The following is a 23,203-nucleotide window of genomic DNA, read 5'->3' as shown; positions in this document are numbered from 1 at the left end:
AATGTAAATTTACACCAACTCAACATCTAAATATTAAAATATAGCTATCAAAAAAGAGTCAACCTATATCAGTATAATACAGAACACGAAGACACTTATTATTTAAGAAACAATGGTGCCACCGCTAATGCTGGAAATTTTGATGCCAACAACTGGACTTTCGGCACATTAAATTTCTTAGACGGAAAAGGGCTTTGTAATGGTGATTCGGCTTTAAGCGGACATGTTGCCTTAGGCAGTTACCAAGCTGTAGCATTACTAGACGTAAAATTTTCTGACGCTTACCAAAGTGTATCTGAAGACGGAACAATGGTAGCTATAGATGTTGAGATTTCGGCTTTACCACAAAATACCGCAAGTATAGATGTTTCTGTTTTAACAAATGAAAGTACCGCTGTAAACAGTCAAGATTACACTTATACCACGCAAACACTTACATTTACAAGTACAGGAGCATTAACTCAATCGGTGACTCTTACTATTAATGACAACACCAATACTAACAGCGATGTTTTGGTAGCGATAGAACTTTCTAATCCTAACGGTTTAGATATAGGAGAAGACAATATTCATGTAGTATATATTTTAGACGATGAGATGCACGCTCCTACAGCTGCAAACACATTAGGAATTGCATTCTTAAATAACTTTAATATTGAAGGTGCCAATCCTGGTTCAGAAATTTTAGCTCACGACGCTGTAAGCGAAAGACTTTTTGTAATGAACAGTGGTAATGCAAGTGTAGAAATCTTAGATTTTTCAGACCCACAAAACATTACAACAATCTCAACCGCAGATTTATCAACTCACGGCGAAAGCGGAACAAGTGTAGCTTACCATAACGGAATATTAGCTGCAACAGCTGTTCCTACAGATAAAACACAAAACGGTATGGTTGTTTTTATGGATGTAGATGGAACAATTCAAAGCACTCTAACTGTCGGAGCTTTACCAGATATGATCACATTTTCACCTGATGGAACAATGCTTTTGGTCGCTAACGAAGGTGAGCCAAACGGTGATTATACCATCGACCCAGAAGGAAGTATTTCTATTATAGATTTAACGGCAGGAGTTGCAAACCTTACACAAGCAGATGTAACTCATTTAGACTTTAATGCATTTGACGCTCAAGAAGCTCAACTAAAAACCGATGGTGTAAGAATATTTGGCCCTGGAGCTACTGTTTCTCAAGACTTAGAGCCAGAATATATTACCGTGTCAGCAGACAGTCAAAAAGCTTGGGTTACTTTACAGGAAAACAATGCTATTGCTGTTGTAGATTTAGCAGCAATGCAAATCACAGAAATTTTACCATTAGGTTACAAAGACCATAGCTTACCAGAAAATGCGCTTGATACATCAAACGAACAAGATTTTATCTTTATGGCAAATTGGCCTATAAAAGGAATGTATATGCCAGATGCAATTGCTAGCTATACAGTAAATGGTACCACTTATATTGTTACTGCAAACGAAGGAGACGCTAGAGAATATGACACTTATGAAGAAGAAGTAGATTTAGAAGATTTAATGTTAGACCCAGCGGTATTTTCAAATCAGTCTTTTTTAGAAATTGAAGAAAACTTAGGAAAACTAACTTTTACAGACACGCACGGAGATACTGACAACGATGGTGAATACGAAGAACTTTATGCTTTTGGTGGCCGTTCATTTAGTATTTATGATGCAACAACAGGAAATCAAGTTTATGATAGCGGTTCTGACTTTGAAAGAATTATAGAAGAGCACCCAACCTACAGTGCAATTTTTAATGCAACTGATGATGAAAACGAACTAAAAAACAGAAGCGACAATAAAGGCCCAGAACCCGAAGCTGTAATTGTTCAAGAAATCAATGGTAATTTCTACGCATTTATTGCCTTAGAAAGAGTTGGCGGTTTTATGGTTTATGATATTACAGACCCTACAAGCCCAGTATTCGAAGGTTATTTTAACAACAGAAGCACAACCCCTGGTGAAGATGATATCGCAAATTTAGGAGATTTAGCGCCGGAAAGTATTGTTTATGTAAAACCACAAGACAACGCTCTCAACAAAGGTCTTATCGTGATTGCAAACGAAGTAAGTGCTACTATAAGTGTTTACGAAATGAATAATGTTTTAGCTACACAAAACTTGACCCAAGTTGGCCATGATTTTACGATTTACCCAAATCCAAATACTAACGGAAAGGTATTTTTTAATCAACCTACCACTTTTGAAGTGTATGATTTACAAGGCAGAAAATTGCTCAATGGCAAAAATCAAACGCATTTTTCCACAGCGATACTCTCGGCAGGAACTTATATTGTAAGAAACCAAAACGGAGCTATACAAAAGCTAATTGTTAACTAACCAACCTCAACAATGAAGTCTAAAGCCACTGATTTTTCAGTGGCTTTTTTATTTACATGAAAAACCACATCTTTGCAATAAAAACATCAGAAAAACAACCAAATACCGACCAAATCTTATCATCCTGTGTTTCTTTCTGTTGCTACACAGCGTCTTCATTGCTGCAATTCTTATTGAAAAATACCCAAAAACCAAATTCAATTTTGGTTTATGTATTGGAATTTCGGTTGCGATACTTCTTGCCTATTTTATGCTTTCGCGAAAGAAAATACCTTTTGAAAGATTGTCCTCAAAGTATATTCCGTTTGTGGTTGTTGCGGCTTTAGCCACCACTTTTTTGACGTTAGAATTTAATTTTGATACCGTAACTTCATCGGCATCGGTGGCTTTATTGTTTTGTATGTTGCCTTTCGGAAAATGGTTAAAAATCAATCAAAAAATCATCCAGACCGCAGCTTATACCGGCTGTTTCGTTGGGATGTGTTTTCCTTTTACCCCGTTTCATTACTTGTTTATCTTTTTTGCTTCGCTTGTCAGCGGAATTATCTTTGTGCTTTCACCTAATGTTTTACAAGGTTTTGGAGGAAAATTAGGTTCGACAGCCTTTAGCGGAATAGCTATGATTACTTTTCTCATTTATTTATTCGGTTTGATATGGATATAATTTTGCTCTACATATCAGGAATTCTCGGCGGAATTATACCCTATTTGCTCGTTCATAAAAAAGAAATGAATGTCGTGGTCGCTTCGGCTTTACCTTCACTTACCATCGCTTTACTTTGGCATTTGTTTCCATTTCACGAAAGTGAGCTCCTGCAAGAAGTACCTTTGGTTTTTTACGGTGCTTCGTTTGTAGGAATGGTAAATCAAAAAATATTTCCGAAACGGTTACAAGTTGTTTTTGCCAGTATTGTCTTTACTTTTGTTTACCTCAATTCCAGCAAGTTTTTTAACGGTTTTGGCGGAGGCTTAGGAACTGCTGCTTGTATTTCGGTTATTGCTATTTATGGTTTGATGAGTTTGAAAAAGCTAATTCCGAATAAAAATAAAGACAAGTAATTTCATTTTAAATGTAACAATTCTTACTTTTTATACACCAATTGTTAGAACCGCCTAAGTGAAAGAAAGTTTAGAACATCAGTTTGTAAAACTACTCGAAGAGAATCAGAACATTGCCCATAAGATTTGTCGGCTATACACCAACAATCAGGATGAGCATAACGATTTATTTCAGGAAATTACCATACAACTATGGAAGGCTTTCCCTAAGTTTAGAGGCGATGCAAAATTTAGTACTTGGATGTATCGCGTAGCATTAAATACCGCCATTACGCTTTACCGAAAATCTAAGAAGAGCGTCAAATCCTTTCCGTTGGAAAACGTAAGTTTTAAGATAAAAGCAGAAGCGTACGACCCAACCACAGAAAACAATCTAAAACTCATGTATGCTGCGATAAAGGAACTAAACGATATCGACAAAGCATTGGTTTTTCTATATTTAGAAGATAAAAATTACCAAGAGATAGCAGAAACATTGGGTATTTCTGAAGTAAATGCCCGTGTAAAAATGAACAGGATAAAAAAGAAGCTCAGAGAAATTTTGAGTGTTTAACATATGAAAGAATTAGATCTATTAAAAAAAGAGTGGCAAAAACAAGACGAGAGTCTGCCCAAATACAAAGCCGATGAGCTCTACAAAATGCTCTTGAAGAAATCCTCTTCGATTGTAAAATGGATATTTTACATCAGTATCATAGAGTTAGGGCTAGGATTTGTGCTTAACTTATTTTTGGCAGACAAAGAGTATTGGGAACTTGTCGAAGGAATGCATTTGACCACATTTACTTATGTTTTATATGCTATTTCGTATATCATCACTTTTGCTTTTATCATTGCATTTTACAAAAGATACCAAAAAATAAGTGCTGTAGATTCTGCTAGGGAACTTATGCAAAACATACTAAAAACCAGACGGGTGGTAAAATATTACATTGGCTTTATGCTCCTATCGATGGCAGTTTCTTTTATGATATATTATCTTTTCACCTCTACTTATTTGGCAGAAATCAATCAAAAAAGCATCAATATGTGGGCAGTTATTTTGTTTGGTTTGGCGGCTTGTATCATCTTTATTGGTGTGATTTGGCTCATATATACGCTCGTTTACGGTTTACTTTTAAGGAAACTAAAGCGAAATTATAAAGAGCTGAAAAGATTGGAACTTTAAAATTTATGATGCTGCAAACATTTCTTTAGTAGTATTTTAACAGAACTTATCGTTAGATTTGAAAAAATCAACTGTTTAAAAATCACTCTCTAAAGCATGTTTAAAAACTTACTGTTTTCCATAATTTTTATTGTGGTATTCCTACCTCAAAACACATCAGCACAAAAAGTTTCTGATAAAGAAATTAAGGCTAGAATAGAATCTTACAAAAATAACCCTCGAGGTCCTTATAAAAAAATAGAGTGGTTTTGTGATGACGGTACTAGAAGAGGTCCAAAAGATCCTTGCCCTGACCATATCGGAGGTATCCAACACGCTAGTTACAAAGCTGAAGTGGAAGAACTCCATAAAAAAAACCACCTTTTTTTTGCGGATATTTTAGCTTATACTGATAAAAATGATTTCTGGGATGCTATAAATAATCATTCTAGGCTCAAACAGTATTTACTCAATAAGTATTTAAACAGGATTGATGATGGCTGGATTATGCGGAAAGCCCAATTTTACCGTGGGTCTGTACAATCTGAAGATGAAAAAGAATGGGGAATAAACTTCTACAATTGGCTTCTTGCCAGTGACCAGAGAGTAAACGAAAACTTTTTGCTGATTAAACAATCGACCCTAGAAATACCGCATAATACCGAAGAACAGCAGTCGCAAATCATTAGGACTTTAAGCAAAACCATCTCCGATGAGTATCCTGATTTTATCGATATCAGAACAAAGATTCACGGGCAACCTGCAGCATCTGATATAGAACTTGTCGAAAAATTTACAGAGGAGCACCAAAAAGATTTAGAAGCAGACTTAAAACACGATTTAGATTCCCTTAAACGAGCGATGACTAAATTTTATGCTCCTGTAAACTTAGCAAGTTTTAAAGAAAAAGCCGCTGCTTTACCTCAAAACCATTACTTAAGGCTAGCTTTGGAAAAGTTTGCAGCGCAGCGAATAGATTCTCTCCCAACAAAGATTTTATTGGAAGACACTTCCAGCTTGATGTGCGATATCAGAAGTCAACTTATAACGGTCAGTAGTTCTTCAGACAGATTGCAAATGCTTGATGTTTTAAATGAATTGGAAATGATTATGTTCACCAACACTTCTAAATGGGAACCGGCTTCATTATTAGATCAATTAGATAAAATATACTTATTGGCACAAGCAGCAGCAAGTGCAGGTTATATCGAATGGTGGGAATGGAATCAGGTAGAAAATCAGCTACAAATAAGTAATACCAAGAAGATAAGCCTACAAGAACTAGAACAGCTACAAAGAGCGGCAAGAAGTATAGTTGACTGGAGCAGCTCTCGCTTACATACCATTTATGAAAAGGATATAGCTGTTTATAGAGATTTTGAACCCAAAGTGAATGGTTTTTTAGATAATGCCGTACGCTCTTCAATTGTGCTTAAATTAGGTGAAACTGTAAGTGAATTAAGTGATTTCCTAAAAGAAGAAACCGAGCTTTCCAATAAATTATTGAGCGTAAAACACCCCAATGATGCCCGAGGTTTAAACCCTGGTTATGCAAAAGGAAAATTAATTATTGTCGAAGATGGAAACATAAAAGTCAACCCTGATCATATTTATATTTTCCGTCAACCACCCTCAGATTTAAAACCTGTAGCAGGGATTGCTACGGTTGCCGAAGGAAATCTCGTTTCCCATGTTCAGCTTTTAGCCCGTAATTTAGGCATACCCAACAGTCTCATTTCCGCAGAAAATTTTGAACAACTAAAGAAATTTGAGGGTAAAGAGGTTTTCTATGCAGTTTCACCGAAAGGTGCCATTGTTTTAAAAGAAACTGATGATATGAGTAATGAGGAAGAAGAGCTTTTTGACAATGAGGCTTCTGAAAAGAAAGAGGAGAAAATAGCTGTACCTATCGATAAAATAAATCTTCAAGAAAATGATTTGCTTAACCTCACAGAAATTGACGCCAAAAGCTCGGGAATATTTTGCGGCCCGAAGGCAGCAAACTTGGGTCAGCTGAAGGCGATGTTCCCTAACAATGTGGTAAATGGTACTGTTATTCCTTTTGGAGTCTTTAAAAACCATATGAATCAAAAAATGCCATTGCAAGAAGGTAGCTATTGGGATTATTTAAAGGCAACTTTTACAGAAGCAGAAAAAATGCGAGAAGATAAGGTAGATAAAGATGAGATTGAGCAATGCCAATTAGATAGACTTTATTTGTTAAGTGAAGCCATTAAAAAAATAAATCTACAACCCGATTTTATAAAGAAACTTGAGAATAGTTTTCAACTAAATTTTAATCGATCGTTGGGGCAAGTACCTGTTTTTTTAAGAAGCGACACCAATATGGAGGATTTGGGAAATTTTACAGGTGCAGGACTAAACCTTACGGTTTTTAACGTACGTCAAAGAGATAAAATCCTTCAAGGTATTAGAGATGTTTGGGCTTCTCCATACACCGATAGAAGTTTTAAATGGAGACAAAAATACCTTACTAATCCAGAAAATGTATTCCCGTCGATATTAATCATACCTTCTGTAGATGTAGATTATAGTGGTGTTTTGATCACCAAAGGAATAAGTAATGATAATCCCGAAAATTTGACAGTGGCTTTTAGTAAAGGTGCAGGAGGCGCAGTAGACGGACAATCGGCAGAATCTTGGCTCATAGGTATGCCAAAGGGACTGACGCTGCTTTCACCTTCACGTGAAATAACCTACAATAGGCTTCCTGAAAATGGAGGACTCGAAAAGAACAGTACCAGTCTAGATCACCCTATTTTATCGCAGCATAACATCAATCAGATTAGAAGCTTGGCTAAAATTATTCGCAATACTATTCCGCAAAAAACCAAGACTTCCAATACTGGACCCTATGATGTAGAACTAGGTTTTAAAGATAATAAGTTATGGCTTTTTCAGATTAGACCTTTTGTTGAAAACGAAAATGCACTAAGCTCATCTTACTTGCAATCTATTGATCCCGAAATAGACGAAAACAAAGAATTATCCTTAACCACCAAAATATAAAGCGATGAATATATTCAGTAAAATAAACCTTACTTTCTTAATTTTAGCCATAGGTTTTTATACAAGTTCCAAAATAATTTATCCTATAGATGGATACAAAACCACCAAAATTTCTAGGTTAGCACATTTAGAAAAAAGAATCAGCGACAGTACCAAAACCCTTAATTTACCTAAGGGTGCTTTGTTACCGCTCAATTGTATAGAATTACAGCTTACCCAAAGAAAAGACGACTCACTTGACGTACTTCTAAAAGAAGACCCAGCTTTCGCGGAAAGAATTAAGAAAGTTATCCCTTCTGGGAGTTATTCTTTAACGGTTTTGGACATGTCAGACCCAGACGACTTAAAATATGCACAACACAAAGCATCTATAGGCTACCAACCTGGAAGTGTAGGTAAACTAACGGTTACTACCGCATTATTTACTCAATTAAAAAATATTTGCCCGCAATCTTGGGATGCCCGAACTTCTTTACTAAAAAACAAAAAAGTAAGAGCTGGTGATTGGGCGGTTTACGATCATCATACCGTGCCTATTTATGATATCGAAAATGATCAATTGATAAAAAGGCAAGTAAAACCCGATGATGTTTTTACGCTCTACGAATGGGTAGATCATATGATGTCTGTGAGCAATAACGGAGCTGCAAGTGTGATTTGGCGAGAAGCTTTATTAATGGCAGCATTTAAAGATGAATACGAATATTTAACCCAAGAGCAAGTCGATAAATACTTTCAAGAAACACCTAAAAAAGAATTAACCCTGCTTGCCAATAAGATTGTAAACGAACCTCTCAGAAAAATAGGTATTACCAAGGATGAATGGCGTTTAGGAAGTTTCTTTACGTCTGGAGCCAACAAATATGTAGGAGATATAGGAGGGAGTACCGGAACTCCTTTAGGATTGATGAAATACTTAGTAAGTATAGAACAAGGCAACTTAATCGATAGAGAATCCAGTTTAGAAATAAAAAGATTGATGTATATGACCGATCGACGAATCAGGTATGCTTATTCTCCTACTTTAAAAAATGCAGCGGTTTATTTTAAATCAGGTAGTTTTTATTCTTGTGACCGATCTAATGGAAAATCTTGTGGAGAATATGCAGGAAACGTATATAATTATATGAATTCGGTAGCTATCATTGAGCACCCTAACGGAAAAAAGTATATGGTTTGCCTTATGACAAACGTGTTAAGAAAAAACTCTGCTTATGATCACCAAGCTTTGGCCGGTAGAATAGATAAAGTAATTCGCAATGAAGAAATTTAAGCTAACTGCTGTAGATTCTGTATAGCTATTTCAGCAAAATTCTTAATTCGTACGTCCTTATCCCTCTTTAAGTGTAGGATTAGTTTGATATAACTTTTATCATCTACATGCCTTAAAAGATATAAAATCGCCAATTTTATTCTCACGTCTTGGCCTTTAAGAAGTTGCTGAAAACAATCATATTCGCTTGGTACTTGCAGAAAAGCAGCATCCAATTCCTGATTATTCGTACTCAAAATAGTGTTTTCTACCAAAGGCAACAGAGTATGCCTTAAGTTCGGCTGTAAAAGTGTATCTAAAAACTCAATTGCGTTGGCACGAATTTCCTGCTTATCACTTTTTATACCATTATAGGCAATAAGAACATCCTTTGAATTATACTCCAGCTCCAACAAAGTAAAAATCTGCAATAAACCGTGATCTAACCGTTTTTCCAAAATTTCTATCAAACTGTTTCTTGCAGCATACTCTTCCATTTCCCGATCGCCCACAAGATCTTTTTTATATTCTCTTGTGATTCGTTTTTGAAGTTCCATCGCAATTAATGTATTGTGATAGAGTTTACATTCATTTAAAATAAGACGCACAATATCTTTTTTACTAAATTTTAGATAACTGTTGTTTTCCTTCATCTTTTGTAAAGATTTGGCAGCTTCTATTCGCATAATAATATCTTTATTGCGAAGCAACATAAAAAGTGTATTTACACTTTCTTGATTATTAAACCTCGATAAAATATCGGGAATAAAACGTTTTGCTTTTTCGGAAATCAAGTCATTTTTAAGCCTGTTCAATAACATTTTACTAATACCCGAACCAAAATGGAATAATGCGTTTTCTGCCTCTTCCCTAAATTCTTTGGTTTCTAAAAAGCTAATTAAATCATCTACAAAAAGTAGATCAGAACTATAACCTGCAGCTTCAATAGCAGCTTTTACTACTTCTTCATTTCTATTGTTGAAGTGAGCTTTAATAAAGGAATAATATTTAGGAATTCCTGCAAACCCGATAGCTTTAATCAGCTCGATAGTTTCTTCTATGCGATGGTTATCACTTGGCAGGTTTACTTCTGTAATTCCTTCATCCAATCTTTTATCCAGGCTGTAACGTTGAGCTAATTTTTTGTTGTCTCTAGATTCCTTCGCCAAGCAAAACAATGCAGCTGAAGCAATATATTCGTTGTTATGGTTAAGATAAGAATCAAAAATCTTTAAGTCGTTGATATCGGTATGCGTCAATAAATACTGCATAGCGGCTAAAACCACACCATCATCTTTTTCATTTACAAGCTGCTCGACTTTATCGACAGCTGTTCCTTTGTCTAAAAAATACAGGTTTTTTATTGCCAATGCTTTGACTCCTACGGAAGGGTAATCCAATAAGTTAATGACCGCATTTTTCAAACGTTTGTCTTTAATTTCGTCGATCTTCCCTAGCATGTATAAAATTTCGGACTCTTCTCCTTCTTCCAAAACTTTAAGAATAGTAGCGTTTGTAAAAGTACGCTTCTTCTTCTTTTTCTTGTTTAAATGGTGTTTTTCCGTAAAGTTGACTAAGTTTTGTCGAAAGGCCTGAAAATAGGTTTTTCTAACTTTATAAATAAAGAAAAACCAAACCATGACAAACAATAATATCAAAATAGATACTTCAAGCTCTCCAAAATTCAATCCTTTTATCACAAAAATCAATAAACAACCTGCAATGCCGGTTGCGACACTATCTACGACCACATCGATAAAAGATTTTGTTTTATTTTTAAGATCTGTAGGAATAGGTAACACCAACATTTCTGAAGCTGCTTTGTTGATGGATTGCTTTAAACTTCCGTCGATAGATTTCATTAAAATCACTACCCATAGTTCGGGAAAAATAAAAAACAATCCAGCGGCAATCAATATACCAAAGGGTAATATAACCAATGTAGAAGTAACACCCCAGACACCAACTATTTTTCGAGTTAAAAAAAGCTGGATAATTAATGAGGCTAGATTAAAAGTAGAGAACCAAAATCCAAAAAATGAGGCAAGGTCATTAGAATCTTGAATTTGTTTTGATGCCAAATCACTAAACTGAAAATCGACGAGTTTGGCACTAATTACACTTATCCCGACAATACCGGCAATATAAGTAAGGTGCTTAGATTTGTAAATAAGATTAAAAGAAGAATCTTTGTTGGTGTATGAACGTTGTTTTTGTCTGAAATAGCCTAACGACTTTATTTTTTTGCGCCATATATAATGTAATAACGGGATACATCCCAATAATAGCATCGATGCAATGACCATCAGATTGTCATTCCCAAGAATGGGAGTTAAAATATTGGTTAGATAACCTCCAAAAATTCCTCCTGTGATTGCTCCCGCACCAATAAAACCAAACAACCTTTTCGCTTCTCTAATATTAAAAACCAAATTGGCCAAGACCCAAAACTGCGAAGTGGTGAGTAAGGCAAAAATGGCTACCCAAACATAATAGAAGTATAATAGCTCTGTAGAATAGTAATTAAAATTAAGAAGAAACTTTAACGACAAAAATATAGCCGCAGAAACCACTAAGGTAGCAGTTATAATTTTTAAAAGTGAAAACCTTCTGAGTGCTTTATTATAAAAAAAAGAGCTTCCAACGGCTACAAAAGCTACCAATAAGTAAGCGTTTGGTAGAGCGTTGGAAGTTAATTTAGATAAAAACAACGCATTAATCGTTGGTTTTACGATTAATAGCGTTGTGATGATTAAAAATATGTAAAGTTGCATCAGAAGGGAAATCCTTACTTCTCCGCTTCTAATGCCAAAACTTTTCTGTAAAAAGAGTTTAATCATATAAGGAAACTATGATGTTTCCAAAGAACGTGATTTTTTTATAACTTTTTCTATTGGTTCTACTAAATCTCTTATAATTTGCTCTCCGTTAGCATCTTCTATGAGAGCTACAAGAATATATTTTCTCCCATCTTTACCCCAGACCAGGACAGAGTCTGCGTGGTAATTTCTCCAAGAGCCTGATTTTCTAAATACTCTTGCGTCAGGAGCAATTCGATCTAGCGTATTTACAAACTTGTGGTGTAAATGAGAATCTTCCATAATATCCAACATTTGCTTAGATCTTTCTGGAGAAACCAAGTTTCCTGTCACCATTTGGTAGTAAAATCTACATACTTGTTTAACAGTCGCTGCGTGGCTCAATCCTTTTAAGGGATCTGGGTTTCGAGCACCAGAAGCCGCATAGCGTTTTCCTACCCAAAGTCCTCCGCCTTGAGCTTTATCATACAACTTATAAGCAGGGCTTTGTAAAACATCTGCAATCTTTTTATAGCCCAGACGGTCTATCATTCTTGTAGAAGCCTGATTATCGGATCTATTGATCATAAGATTAAGATCTCTTTTTACTGCTTCTGTTTCTTTTAATTCGCAATTTTCTATAGCATCCATAGAAGCCAATAAAATAGCGATTTTTGGTAAACTCGCTGCGTACATCATTTCAGAACTGTTGATTCCTGCGTAGTGAACCGCATCTAGGTTGTTTAAATCTACTACACCAATAGACATTTTTTTGTTGTTTATAAGCCTTTTCCATTGGGGATTGCTTAAAATCTCATCTTCTAACAATACCTGAAGAGGAGCCGCAGAAACCTCGGTAAAAGAGGTGAGTTTTTTGAAATCTGTAAAAGGTAAAGCACTCTGTTGTGCAGATAGCGATAAAGCAGAAATCATTAATAGGGCAAGTAAAATTGGGGCAAATTTTCTTTTTAACATAAATATTTTGCTTTTATAGGTTATCAAATTTAATGAAATGTTTTTTATAACCAACTGTGAGTTAGCTTTTAACATTCATACTAATAACTACAAGCTTGATGCCATATTTCAAAAAAAATGTTAAACTTTAAAAGAATTTTATTCTTTATAGCTCCAACGTCTTTGTTCATGAAGTGCTTCTTCGGCTTCTAATTCTTCTTTTGAAATTACTTTTAGGAAAGACGGATGTTGTTCAATAGCAAACTCAATTTTTTCGATCATGCTATCTACACTTTCGTTTTCGTCAAAAACAAGTGGTTCTTTAATCACCATGGATTGTAGAATACCTCTTTTTTTAATACGAATTCCCTTTTTGTCGAAAGAACGTCTAAAACCGTCAATTACAATAGGTACCACAACCGGATTGAATTTTTTAATGATATGGGCTGTTCCTTTTCTGATGGGCTTCCATGGCTTGGTGGTTCCTTGAGGGAAAGTGATTACCCAACCATCTTTTAACGCAATACCAATATTGGTGATATCGCTCATTTTTACTTGTCGGTTGACATCCTTTCCTTTATCACGCCAGGTTCGCTCTACAGAAACCGAACCGGCGTAAGCCAAAATTCTAGCCAACATACCAGATTTCATCGTTTCTTTAGCAGCCACGTAATAAATATTAAGTTTCGGATTCCATAAATAGCCAATATTTTTGATGTTGTCTTCTCGCCCACTCAAACTCGCATTAAAGACATGAAACATGGCGACTACATCAGCAAAATAAGTTTGGTGATTCGACACAAAAAGAACGTTGGTATCTGGTAGCTCTCGTAAAATTTCAGAACCTTCTATTTGCAATTCATTAAAACCACGGTAACGGCTATGCGTCATCGAACCCATAATTCTGATGAGCCATTTTTTAAGAAATAAGATATGTCCGAAAGGATTTTTTTTAAATAAACCCATTATAATTTTTCTGTTCTAAACAAGAGGTCAAATATACAAAATACTATGTTTTTAAAGCTCTTTCTAAAAATATCTTTACTTCACTTAACATCATGGCTGTCGCGCCCCAAACCACATACTCGTTTAAAAAAAAGGCTGGAACTTTTACATTTTCGGCATACGAAGTCGATAAGGTTTTCTCGATCAAACTTTTACTATCCAGAAAATTGTCGACATCTATTTCCAGAATCTTTTCTACTTCGGTTTCTTGACGTACAAAGTTTGGAGTATGATCGGTTATTCCCAAAAAAGGATAGACCCAAAAATTAGACGGAGGAATATATATTTTTGACAAAGGCTTAATGATTTCAACCGCACTCGGCAAAACCCCTACTTCTTCGTAAGCTTCACGCAAAGCAGTATCAAGCAAACTATCATCTTCATTCTCTTCTTTTCCGCCAGGAAAGCCTACCTGTGCCGAATGAACTCCTTTATAGGTTTTTCTCAAAATCAAAACCAATTTGGTTTGGTTTTGTTTATCGGGATAAAACAAAACCAAAACACCTGCATTTTTGCCTTTTTTTGTAGAAAAATCTAATCTCTTGAGTTCTTCTCTTCTAAAAAGTGGTGACATTTTTACGTGGGCATCTTCGCCCAACAAGTCAAAATTCTTTATTTTTGAAATCGATTTTTTAAACGTTTCAAATGTCATTACGCCTTTTATTTTTCGTTTTTATGTTGATTTTCTTAACCAATTGTCAAGAAAGTAAATCTACTAAAACCAATTTAGAAAAAGAAAAATCGGCTGCCGAAATTAAAGCTCAAAAGATACGTGACAGTTTACAAAAAGCAGTGAAAATTCCAACGAATGGTTTACAACTCACGATAAATTTAGACAGCGTAAAAACCTTAAAACAAGAAGAACTAAAACCTTTTTTATACGCTTACGCGGAGAAAAACACAGAGACTTTAGTGGAAATCGAAACTTCATTTGGGAACATTAAAGTAAGATTATACCTCGACACACCTTTACACCGAGCCAATTTTATACGCTTGGTAAAACTAGGCTATTTTGATACCACTTTCTTTCACAGAGCAGCGAAAAATTTTGTTATACAAGGCGGAAATAGTGACTTGGTTAATACGAGTAAGTTTCGACAAAAAGTAGGTGATTACCTCATCCCTAACGAATCTAAAAGCAGTCATACTCATGTAAGAGGAGCCTTTTCTGCTGCTAAATATGCCGAGCAAAATGTGAGTCAGGCTTCTTCCCCATTTGAGTTTTTTATCGTACAAAACCCTAAAGGTGCACATCACCTTGACGGAAAGCACACTGTTTTTGGGGAAGTCATCAGCGGAATGGATGTCGTGGATAAAATCTCACAGGTAGATGTTGACCAAAGCGAATGGCCACTTCGAAATATAAAAATGAAAGTTAGAATATTGGATGAATAGATTGTTAGAAAATTAGAAGGTTAGATTTTTAGATATGAGATATGAGATTTGCGATTTGAGAAATCGAAATTGAATTCGAACTTGAAACTATAAACATCCAATTATTCGACCCTCGTTAGTCAATACTAACTACTAATTACCCCTCCTTATAAATATTTGGCAATTGCACTTTAAAAATCACCGCGATTAACCGAATAGCAATAACGACCAACCCAGACACGATATAGTTGATGCCATCGGAAACATTTAAAGCCTGCAACACAAAAAAGCTAACTCCGCCCAAAATACAAGCGGTTGCATAGACTTCTTTTCTAAAAATCACCGGAATTTCATTTAGTAAAGTATCTCTAATCACACCGCCAAAACAAGCACTCATTGTTCCAATAGCGATGCAAATCACAATAGGAAGCTCTAAACCGATCCCTTTTTGAATCCCAATAACCGTGTATAAACCAATCCCTATCGTGTCAAACAAAAACAGTGAAGTCCGTAAGTAGCCTAATTTGCTTCTAAAAATAAGTGTAAAGATTACGGAGGCGATGATAATATAGACATAAGTCGTATTGCGCATCCAAGTAATAGGCACATCAAGCAAAACATCCCGTAAAGTTCCGCCGCCAACCGCAGTAGCAAAAGCAATAATGAGAATACCAAAAACATCCATTTTCTTTTTCATGGATGCTAAAGCTCCTGAAATAGCAAAGGCAATCGTTCCTAAAATATCGATAATTTCTACGTAATTCATTTTTACTTTTCTGAATAATATTGGTAATCTGACAAGACTACTTCTATAAATTGCATGGGCCTTTCTTTGGCAGAGATTTGTAGCATCTCCTCCACTTTTCGCGAAAGCTCTAATATGATCTTATGGTTCTGTTTGCTTTTGGCTTGGTTATAAATTCGTTTGATTTGTTGCACTTCTTCATCAGAAAGCAACGAAGCTTGCGAATAACTTGGCACATAATCGGTAGGCATTTCGCTGTAAAGCGTTTCTTTTAAATCTATGTGCTCTTTTTCTGAAATTACCGTCGTTTTTGCTGCCAAATCACCCAAACGTTGCCCTTTTCCATTGAGTAAAAGCGCAAAAACTGCCATCGCTCCAGAAGTAAAAGTAATATCAATCATACGCAGCATCCAACGAATGAGAAAATTAGAAAAAGCTGGCTTGGTTCCGTCAAGTTTTACCACCCTAATTTTTAAAGCCATTTTACCCAAAGATTGTCCGTTATTAAAAGTCTCAAACAACAAATGGTATAAAAAAGGAACTAATCCCACAATCAAAACATAGGTCCACTCTGAGCTGAAATTAAGATCTAAAGCCTCAATCGAATAGCTTAAAATAACAATGTACGCAAACAAAACAAGTCCATCGATGAGATAAGCTAAAATTCTATCCCAAATAGAAGCAACATTTTGAGTAATCTCGATATTTTGAGCCGTTTGTATTTGATAATTATCCATTAAAAATGCTATTTTTGAAACTTTAATAAGATTTGATGCGAGAAGCAGTTTTTGTTCGGCAAAATAAGGATAAATGGGAAAAGTTTGAAAGTGTTATGAACAATAATGCAAAAATTTCTCCTGATGAACTTTCTGCCCTCTACATAGAAATTACCGACCATTTGAGTTATGCTAAGACTTTTTACCCAAAAAGTAACACTTTAACCTATCTCAATCAGCTTTCGGTAAAAGCACATCAAAAGATTTATTATTCTAAAAAAGAGTCGAAAAATAGAATTTTTACGTTCTTTCTATACGAATTTCCGAAGAGTTTTTACAAACACCAAAAAGTATTGCTTTTTAGCTTTTTGGTTTTTTTATTGTTTTCGATTATCGGAGCTTATTCTGCCGCTTACGAACCTGCTTTTGTACGTTCTTTTCTTGGCGACGGTTATGTAAACATGACTTTGGAAAATATAGAAAACAACGATCCGATGGCGGTTTACAAAAAAGCCAGCGAAATGGATATGTTTTTAGGGATTACCATCAACAATACAAAAGTTGCCTTGATGGCGTATGTACTTGGTATTTTTCTAGGCCTGGGAACCTTATATGTCTTTATGCAAAACGCCATCATGCTAGGCTCTTTTCAATACTTTTTTTATGAAAAAGGTTTGCTTTGGGAATCTGCCAGAACCATCTGGATACACGGAACCATCGAAATATCGGTCATTATTATTGCAGGAGTTGCTGGTTTTATTGTCGGGAAAAGCATCTTGATGCCAGGTACGTACTCGCGATTGGATTCTTTTGTAAAAGGTATCAAAGAAGGTTTAAAGGTCGTGATCAGTACCGTTCCGTTTTTTATCATGGCCGGATTTTTAGAAGGCTTTGTTACCCGACATACCGAAATGCCTGATGCCCTAGCTATTTTTATTATTGGTTTATCATTGGCACTTATCTTATTTTATTACGTTTTTTACCCTATCTATTTAAATAAAAATCATGGAAAATCAACCGAGCATACAGTTTAAAAAAGAAAGAGAACTTGGCGAAATTATTACCGACACCTTTAAGTTTGTAAGAGAAAACTATAAGGTTCTATTTCAAGTGATATTAAAAAATGTAGCGATACCAGGAATTATAATGCTTGCTGCGCTAACCTACTATTTATATAACGGCGCAGATCTTTTTGCCTTTACTTCTGTTCCTGATGGTTATTCAAACAGTTTTTTTGTTGATTATTTTCTAAGTATTTTCATCTTGATCATTGGGGTTTTTATCTTTCAAGCTTTTATGTATGCAAGTGTGCTTTACAGCATCAAATCTTACATCAACAATAATGGAATAATCAACCCAAGTGAAGTCAACCAAGAAGTGAGTAAAAACTGGCTAAACTTCTGCGGAATGCAATTTTTAATTGGTATCGTTATTTTTTTCGGAATGATGCTTTGCGTTTTACCGGGAATTTATTTGCTTGTTCCGCTATCTTTAATTTATAGCATCTATGTGTTTGATAAATTAGGGGTTTCTGCTTCGTTTTCTTATACTTTTCAACTTATAAAAGACAATTGGTGGATAAGCTTTGCAACGATATTGGTCATGGCAATTTTGGTTTATATCATTGCTTTTATATTTCAAATACCAGCACTTATTTACATGATTGTGAAAGGTGTGACTATCGCTCAAGAAGGTACGATGTCTGACCCCACTTTTTTATTCGATTGGGTTTATATTGTTTTGAATGTTTTATCTACTTTAATTCAATATATTTTGATGGGACTAAGTATTATTTCTACGGTGTTTATCTATTTTAATCTCAATGAAAAAAAGCACCAAACAGGAGCACTCGAAGAAATTGAAAATTTAGGAAGTCACTAAATGAAGCGATTATTTTTCTTCTTTGTGATGGTTTGTAAGCTCTCTTTTTGTCTGGCACAAGAAGAGCAAAAACTCATTATAGATACTTCACAAAAAGAAGAAAAACAAATTGTAGGTGAAAACCAATTAAAAGAATATCGTTCCCAAAAAGATTTTAACTATATCGAAGAAGAGCAAGACATTTCTTGGTGGCAAAATTTTAAACGTTGGCTCAACGATATCTACCACTCTATTTTAGAATTTCTTTTTGGTGATTTAGAAAACGTAGGCGGAATTTTTAAGTGGTTCATAGCTAACTTGCCCTACATCATTCTTGGGTTTGTTATCCTGTTTGTCATTTGGCTTTTTATCAAACTCAACCCTGCTAAAGACAAAAGTTATAGACAGCAAGCTGCAGAAGTGATTTTAAGTGAAGAAGACAAAATCATCACGCAAGAAGATATTCCTGCGTTGATCAATTCCGCTTTAAGCGAAAAAAATTACAGACTTGCTTTTCGGTATTATTACTTATTGATTATCAAAAATTTAAAAAACTCGTCCATCATCGATTACCGTCAAGAAAAAACCAATCACGATTATTTGGACGAACTCGTTAAAACCGATTTCTATACCGACTTTAAAGTGCTTACCAATTGGTACGATTACATTTGGTACGGTAATTTTGAGCTTAACCAGTTTCAGTATCAAAACCTGGAAGTGCGTCTGGAAAGTTTAAAAAACAAAATCACTAAAAAGCAAGCTTCATGAAAAACAAATTTGTCTTTCTGATCGTGTTTATCATGACTGCTTTTGTGGTGTTTCTCGAAGCAAACCAAAAACAGCCCGTCAATTGGTACCCTACTTATCACAACAACGATAAAATACCTTTTGGGACTTACATTTTCTTTGAAGAATTGGCAAAAAAAACGCCACAACTGCAAGAAATTGGAATTCCGCCCTACGAAGCTTTACAATTTAATGACGACATCAAATCGGGAACTTATTTTTTTGTAAGTGAATCGATTAATTTTGACAAATCGGAGTTTAGCGAATTACTCAATTGGGTGAAAGACGGAAATCAGCTTTTTCTTTCGGCAAGAAACTTTAGCCCTGTAGTTTTAGACACCTTAGAAATCGAGCAAAAATCTGAAATTCAACAAGGGAGTTTAATCAATTACAGCCAGTATAATTTTGTAAACCCTCATTTAAAGTCAGCAAAACCCTATGTGTTTTATCGGGACCAATACATGTATTCTTTCAAGAAAATAGATACCACAAAACATAAAGTTTTAGGAAAAGTTTCTATCAAAGATGCCGAAAAAGAAGAGGAAAATCTAAATATCAATTTTATTGAGATTCCCTTTGAAAAAGGAAAAATCTTCTTGCACAACGCGCCCGAAGTTTTTAGCAATTATTTTTTGCTGGGAGAAGAAAATCAGTATGAATATACTAATAAATTAATGAGTTACCTCGATTTAGATGATAATTTTTATTGGGATGTGTATTATTCTGGCGGAAGAACTATTTACACTTCGCCGCTATATGTTTTGCTCAACAACAAATACCTCAAATGGGCATACTATTTTACACTTATCGGGTTATTGTTTTATGTGATTTTTGAAGGCAAACGAAAACAAAAAAGCATCCCGATTGTCAACCCATTAGAAAACAAAACCTACGAATATGTACGAACCATTTCTAATTTGTATTTAGATAAAAAGAACCACACCAAGATTGCCAAAAAGAAAATCGAACAGTTTTTCTATTTTGTACGAACACATTTGCGTATAGATACCCAACAAGAATTAAATAGGCTTGGCAGCGAAATAGCCCAAAAAACCAACAAAAATAAAGACGAAGTAACGAGTTTCTTACGTTACCTTACTTTGTTACAACAACAAAACCCTATCAACGCACAAGAGCTGGTAGAACTCAACAAAAAAATAAACGATTTTAAAAAAGAGATATGATGGAAAATCAAGAAGCAAACCAAAACCAAGACGAAGTTTCTTTCGAAAATAGACTTTCGCTAGACGAACTAAAATCTGGTGTAGAAACCATCAAAACCGAACTTTCAAAAATTATTATTGGCCAAAAAGATTTTGTAGAAATGCTCATCGTGGCACTACTTGCCGATGGTCACGTTTTGATAGAAGGTGTTCCGGGAATTGCCAAAACGCTCACGGCGAAATTATTTGCAAAAACCCTAAAAACCGATTTTAGTAGGATACAGTTTACGCCTGATCTCATGCCTAGCGATGTGTTGGGAACTTCTATTTTAAACACTCAAAAGAATGAATTTGAGTTCAAATCTGGTCCTATTTTTTCGAATTTGGTCTTGATAGACGAAATCAACCGTGCTCCGGCAAAAACCCAAGCAGCACTTTTTGAAGTGATGGAAGAAAAGCAAATCACCATCGATGGAAAACTTTACCCGATGGAAAAACCTTTTATGGTTCTTGCCACGCAAAACCCTGTTGAACAAGAAGGTACTTACGCCTTGCCCGAAGCGCAATTAGACCGTTTTCTATTTAAAATAAAAGTAGGTTATCCATCACTCGAAGACGAGATAAGAATTATCGAGTCCCACCACAACCGTAAACAAAATCTGCCTTTAGATGAAATTGTAAGTGTATTGAGCCCCGATAAAATTGCACACTACAAAACACAAGTGAAAGAAGTGCTCATCGAAGAAAAAATCATCAAATACATCGCAGAGATCGTCAATAAAACCCGAAACCATTCGCATATTTATTTAGGTGCTTCGCCAAGAGCTTCGATTGCTATTTTAAATTCGGCGAAAGCCTTGGCAGCAATTTCAGGTCGTGATTTTGTGATTCCCGAAGATGTCAAAAAAGTCATTCCCTCGGTGATGAGGCATCGTATTATTATTTCGCCAGACCGCGAAATGGAAGGCCAAACTCCAGAAAGCATCATCGATATGATTATTCAATCTGTAGAAATACCGAGATAGCATGCTAAAGATTTTCAGGTCTTTATATTTTACCCAAAGGTTTTTTTACCTTATCGCTATTTTTGCGCTTTCGTTTTTAGCAAGTCACTATTTTACAGCTATTTATCCTTACGCTTGGTTAGCGGTATTGGTCTTTTTATTTTTAATTTTAGCTGACACGGTATTACTTTTTAAAGAGAATTCGCTTCAAGCAGAAAGAATTTTACCTGAAAAATTCTCCAATTCAGATCCAAACGAGGTAAAAATAAAATTGCACAACAAATACAGTGTTCCGCTGTCGTTGGAATTGATCGACGAAATGCCCGTACAATTTCAAAAAAGGGATTTTTTAAAGGAAACTGAAATCAAATCTAGAGAAAGAAAAAAAATAAATTATTTCTTAATTCCGAAAGAACGAGGAGTTTACACTTTTGGAAAACTAAATGTATATGCGATTTCTAAATTGGGATTGGTAAAACGGCGTTTTACTTTTTGCAAAAATCAAGATGTCAAAGTGTATCCTTCATTTATACAAATGAAAAAATATGATTTTTTAGCCATCGATAATAAAATCTCACAAATTGGCTTAAAAAAAATAAGACGGATTGGACATACGATGGAGTTTGAACAAATTAAAAATTATGTTTTGGGTGACGACATCAGAACTATCAACTGGAAAGCAACCGCCAAAAACAACCACTTGATGGTGAACCAATACCAAGACGAAAAATCACAACCTATTTATAATATCATCGATGCGAGTCGAGTGATGAAAATGCCGTTTAACGGGTTAAAGTTATTGGATTACGCCATCAACAGCTCACTTGCCATCAGCAATATTGTGCTGAAAAAGCACGATAAAATTGGCTTACTTACTTTTTCGCATAAGCTCATCAATTTTATGTCTGCGAGTAGCAGAAAAGCACAATTACAGCAAATATTAGAGTATTTGTATAACATCAACACCAAATTTTTAGATGCCGACTTTGGGATGTTATATGCGCAAATCAAACGCAGAATCAACCAACGAAGTTTGATATTGCTCTACACCAATTTTGAGCATATTTCCGGCCTTAAAAGACAATTGCCTTATCTAAAAATGATCAATCGCAGTCATTTGTTGGTCGTTGTATTTTTCGAAAATACCGAAGTTTCCAAAATCACAGAACAGCATTCAGACCAATTAGGTGATATCTATGAGCAAACCGTTGCGACAGATTTTGTGACCGACAAACAACTGATGGTAAAAGAACTGCAAAAACATGGCATTCAAACCATTTTAACCAAACCTGAAGAACTCACGGTCAATTCCATCAACAAATACTTAGAAATAAAAGCCCGAGGATTAATTTAATTGGGAATAGTTTTTGTTTAACCTGTCAATTCGAGTGGTTTTTCAGAATGAAATGAAGAAAAATTGTATCGAGAATAAAGGTTAAAATCCTTATTTTAGATACAAAATTCCTAAAGAAATTTCACTCAAATTGACGGATTTTAAAAATATACCCATGAAAATCATACTCGCTATTCCTTTCCTGCTTTTCTCAAGTCTTTTCTATGCGCAAACAGCGAACTTCGAAGTAAAAGTAGAAAACATCAAAAACACAGGAACACTTTACCTAGGCGTTTACCAGAAAGATAATTTTCTTAAGAAAGCCACCTACGAAAGAAAGCTAGAGGTCAAAGAGAGTGACGAAAGTGTTTCCTTTGAGTTTAAAGATATTCCTGTTGGAAATTATGGTTTTATGTTATTACTAGATGAAAATAACAACCAAGAAATGGATTTTAATCTGATCGGAATTCCAAAAGAACAATACGGTTATTCTAACAACAAATTCTTGATGCGAGAACCTGTTTTTGAAGATGTAAGCTTTCTGGTTGAACTTCAAACTACCGAAGTTCTAATTGAACTAAAATAGTTTTTTACTATTTTAATAAAATTTTGATAGATT

21 protein-coding genes are annotated in these 23,203 nt (G+C 35.1%); 15 read left to right on the top strand and 6 right to left on the bottom strand.

The window, feature by feature from the left end; all coding sequences use genetic code 11:
• The first annotated feature begins 30 nt into the window (after positions 1–30).
• The 7 genes from DNG35_RS09615 (at position 31) to DNG35_RS09585 (ending at position 8,867) form a co-directional block, all read left to right on the top strand.
• Positions 31–2,358 (top strand): choice-of-anchor I family protein, encoded by a 2,328-nt coding sequence (locus tag DNG35_RS09615; RefSeq protein ID WP_255419918.1) that lies wholly within the window; start codon positions 31–33, stop codon positions 2,356–2,358.
• Positions 2,359–2,497: 139 nt separating this feature from the next.
• Positions 2,498–3,022, top strand: a complete 525-nt coding sequence (locus DNG35_RS09610) for a hypothetical protein (protein WP_111128508.1) — start codon at positions 2,498–2,500, stop codon at positions 3,020–3,022.
• Positions 3,013–3,417, top strand: coding sequence for a hypothetical protein (locus tag DNG35_RS09605; protein WP_111128506.1), 405 nt, complete (start codon positions 3,013–3,015; stop codon positions 3,415–3,417). Before DNG35_RS09610 ends, DNG35_RS09605 begins: the two co-directional genes overlap by 10 nt.
• Positions 3,418–3,475: 58 nt before the next feature.
• On the top strand, positions 3,476–3,970 hold the full coding sequence (locus DNG35_RS09600) for an RNA polymerase sigma factor (RefSeq protein WP_111128504.1): 495 nt from the start codon (positions 3,476–3,478) through the stop codon (positions 3,968–3,970).
• Positions 3,971–3,973: 3 nt separating this feature from the next.
• Complete coding sequence (locus tag DNG35_RS09595) at positions 3,974–4,585, top strand: hypothetical protein (protein WP_111128503.1); 612 nt, start codon at positions 3,974–3,976, stop codon at positions 4,583–4,585.
• 96 nt (positions 4,586–4,681) lie between these two features.
• Positions 4,682–7,594 (top strand): PEP/pyruvate-binding domain-containing protein, encoded by a 2,913-nt coding sequence (locus tag DNG35_RS09590; RefSeq protein ID WP_111128501.1) that lies wholly within the window; start codon positions 4,682–4,684, stop codon positions 7,592–7,594.
• A 4-nt stretch (positions 7,595–7,598) separates the two neighbouring features.
• Positions 7,599–8,867, top strand: a complete 1,269-nt coding sequence (locus DNG35_RS09585; protein ID WP_111128499.1) for a serine hydrolase — start codon at positions 7,599–7,601, stop codon at positions 8,865–8,867.
• On the opposite strand, the gene DNG35_RS09580 is transcribed toward DNG35_RS09585, so the two are convergent.
• The 4 genes from DNG35_RS09580 to DNG35_RS09565 all read right to left on the bottom strand — a co-directional run bounded on the left by DNG35_RS09580 (position 8,864) and on the right by DNG35_RS09565 (position 14,255).
• Positions 8,864–11,686: an Npt1/Npt2 family nucleotide transporter gene (locus DNG35_RS09580; RefSeq protein ID WP_111128496.1), complete on the bottom strand. Its 2,823-nt coding sequence runs from the start codon at positions 11,684–11,686 to the stop codon at positions 8,864–8,866. The genes DNG35_RS09585 and DNG35_RS09580 overlap by 4 nt on opposite strands.
• 9 nt (positions 11,687–11,695) lie before the next feature.
• Entirely contained in the window at positions 11,696–12,619 is a 924-nt protein-coding gene (locus tag DNG35_RS09575; protein WP_111128522.1) for a serine hydrolase, read from the bottom strand.
• Positions 12,620–12,757: 138 nt separating this feature from the next.
• Complete coding sequence (locus tag DNG35_RS09570) at positions 12,758–13,564, bottom strand: 1-acyl-sn-glycerol-3-phosphate acyltransferase (protein WP_111128494.1); 807 nt, start codon at positions 13,562–13,564, stop codon at positions 12,758–12,760.
• A 43-nt stretch (positions 13,565–13,607) separates the two neighbouring features.
• On the bottom strand, positions 13,608–14,255 hold the full coding sequence (locus DNG35_RS09565; RefSeq protein ID WP_111128491.1) for a CoA pyrophosphatase: 648 nt from the start codon (positions 14,253–14,255) through the stop codon (positions 13,608–13,610).
• Between DNG35_RS09565 and DNG35_RS09560 the strand changes: the two genes are divergently transcribed.
• Positions 14,249–14,998, top strand: coding sequence for a peptidylprolyl isomerase (locus DNG35_RS09560; protein ID WP_233494477.1), 750 nt, complete (start codon positions 14,249–14,251; stop codon positions 14,996–14,998). The two genes, DNG35_RS09565 and DNG35_RS09560, sit on opposite strands and share 7 nt — an antisense overlap.
• Positions 14,999–15,134: 136 nt before the next feature.
• Here DNG35_RS09560 and DNG35_RS09555 read toward each other — a convergent pair whose 3' ends face one another.
• Together DNG35_RS09555 and DNG35_RS09550 are read right to left on the bottom strand one after the other, a co-directional pair.
• A complete protein-coding gene (locus DNG35_RS09555; RefSeq protein ID WP_111128488.1) occupies positions 15,135–15,743 on the bottom strand; it encodes a trimeric intracellular cation channel family protein in 609 nt (202 codons plus the stop codon).
• A gap of 2 nt (positions 15,744–15,745) precedes the next feature.
• Positions 15,746–16,459 (bottom strand): RDD family protein, encoded by a 714-nt coding sequence (locus tag DNG35_RS09550; protein ID WP_111128485.1) that lies wholly within the window; start codon positions 16,457–16,459, stop codon positions 15,746–15,748.
• Between the two features lie 35 nt (positions 16,460–16,494).
• Between DNG35_RS09550 and DNG35_RS09545 the strand changes: the two genes are divergently transcribed.
• The 7 genes from DNG35_RS09545 to DNG35_RS09515 all read left to right on the top strand — a co-directional run bounded on the left by DNG35_RS09545 (position 16,495) and on the right by DNG35_RS09515 (position 23,170).
• Complete coding sequence (locus DNG35_RS09545; RefSeq protein WP_111128482.1) at positions 16,495–17,472, top strand: stage II sporulation protein M; 978 nt, start codon at positions 16,495–16,497, stop codon at positions 17,470–17,472.
• On the top strand, positions 17,444–18,319 hold the full coding sequence (locus DNG35_RS09540; protein WP_111128479.1) for a hypothetical protein: 876 nt from the start codon (positions 17,444–17,446) through the stop codon (positions 18,317–18,319). Before DNG35_RS09545 ends, DNG35_RS09540 begins: the two co-directional genes overlap by 29 nt.
• Positions 18,320–19,066 (top strand): hypothetical protein, encoded by a 747-nt coding sequence (locus tag DNG35_RS09535; protein ID WP_146228855.1) that lies wholly within the window; start codon positions 18,320–18,322, stop codon positions 19,064–19,066. It begins immediately after the preceding gene.
• Positions 19,063–20,268: a DUF4350 domain-containing protein gene (locus DNG35_RS09530; RefSeq protein ID WP_111128473.1), complete on the top strand. Its 1,206-nt coding sequence runs from the start codon at positions 19,063–19,065 to the stop codon at positions 20,266–20,268. Before DNG35_RS09535 ends, DNG35_RS09530 begins: the two co-directional genes overlap by 4 nt.
• Complete coding sequence (locus DNG35_RS09525; protein WP_111128471.1) at positions 20,268–21,272, top strand: MoxR family ATPase; 1,005 nt, start codon at positions 20,268–20,270, stop codon at positions 21,270–21,272. The genes DNG35_RS09530 and DNG35_RS09525 overlap by 1 nt, the downstream gene beginning before the upstream one ends.
• Position 21,273: 1 nt before the next feature.
• The gene (locus DNG35_RS09520; protein WP_111128469.1) at positions 21,274–22,605 is read left to right on the top strand and encodes a DUF58 domain-containing protein; all 1,332 of its coding nucleotides are present in this window, start codon (positions 21,274–21,276) and stop codon (positions 22,603–22,605) included.
• Between the two features lie 154 nt (positions 22,606–22,759).
• Positions 22,760–23,170 carry a DUF2141 domain-containing protein gene (locus DNG35_RS09515; RefSeq protein WP_111128467.1) on the top strand — a complete coding sequence of 137 codons (411 nt, stop codon included), beginning with the start codon at positions 22,760–22,762 and terminating at the stop codon, positions 23,168–23,170.
• Positions 23,171–23,203: the final 33 nt, after the last annotated feature.

This window comes from Mesonia sp. K7 (assembly GCF_003233725.1).
Taxonomy (GTDB): Bacteria; Bacteroidota; Bacteroidia; order Flavobacteriales; family Flavobacteriaceae; genus Mesonia.
Note: the sequence above shows the minus strand (reverse complement) of the source record. Positions and strands in the feature narration are given on the sequence as shown.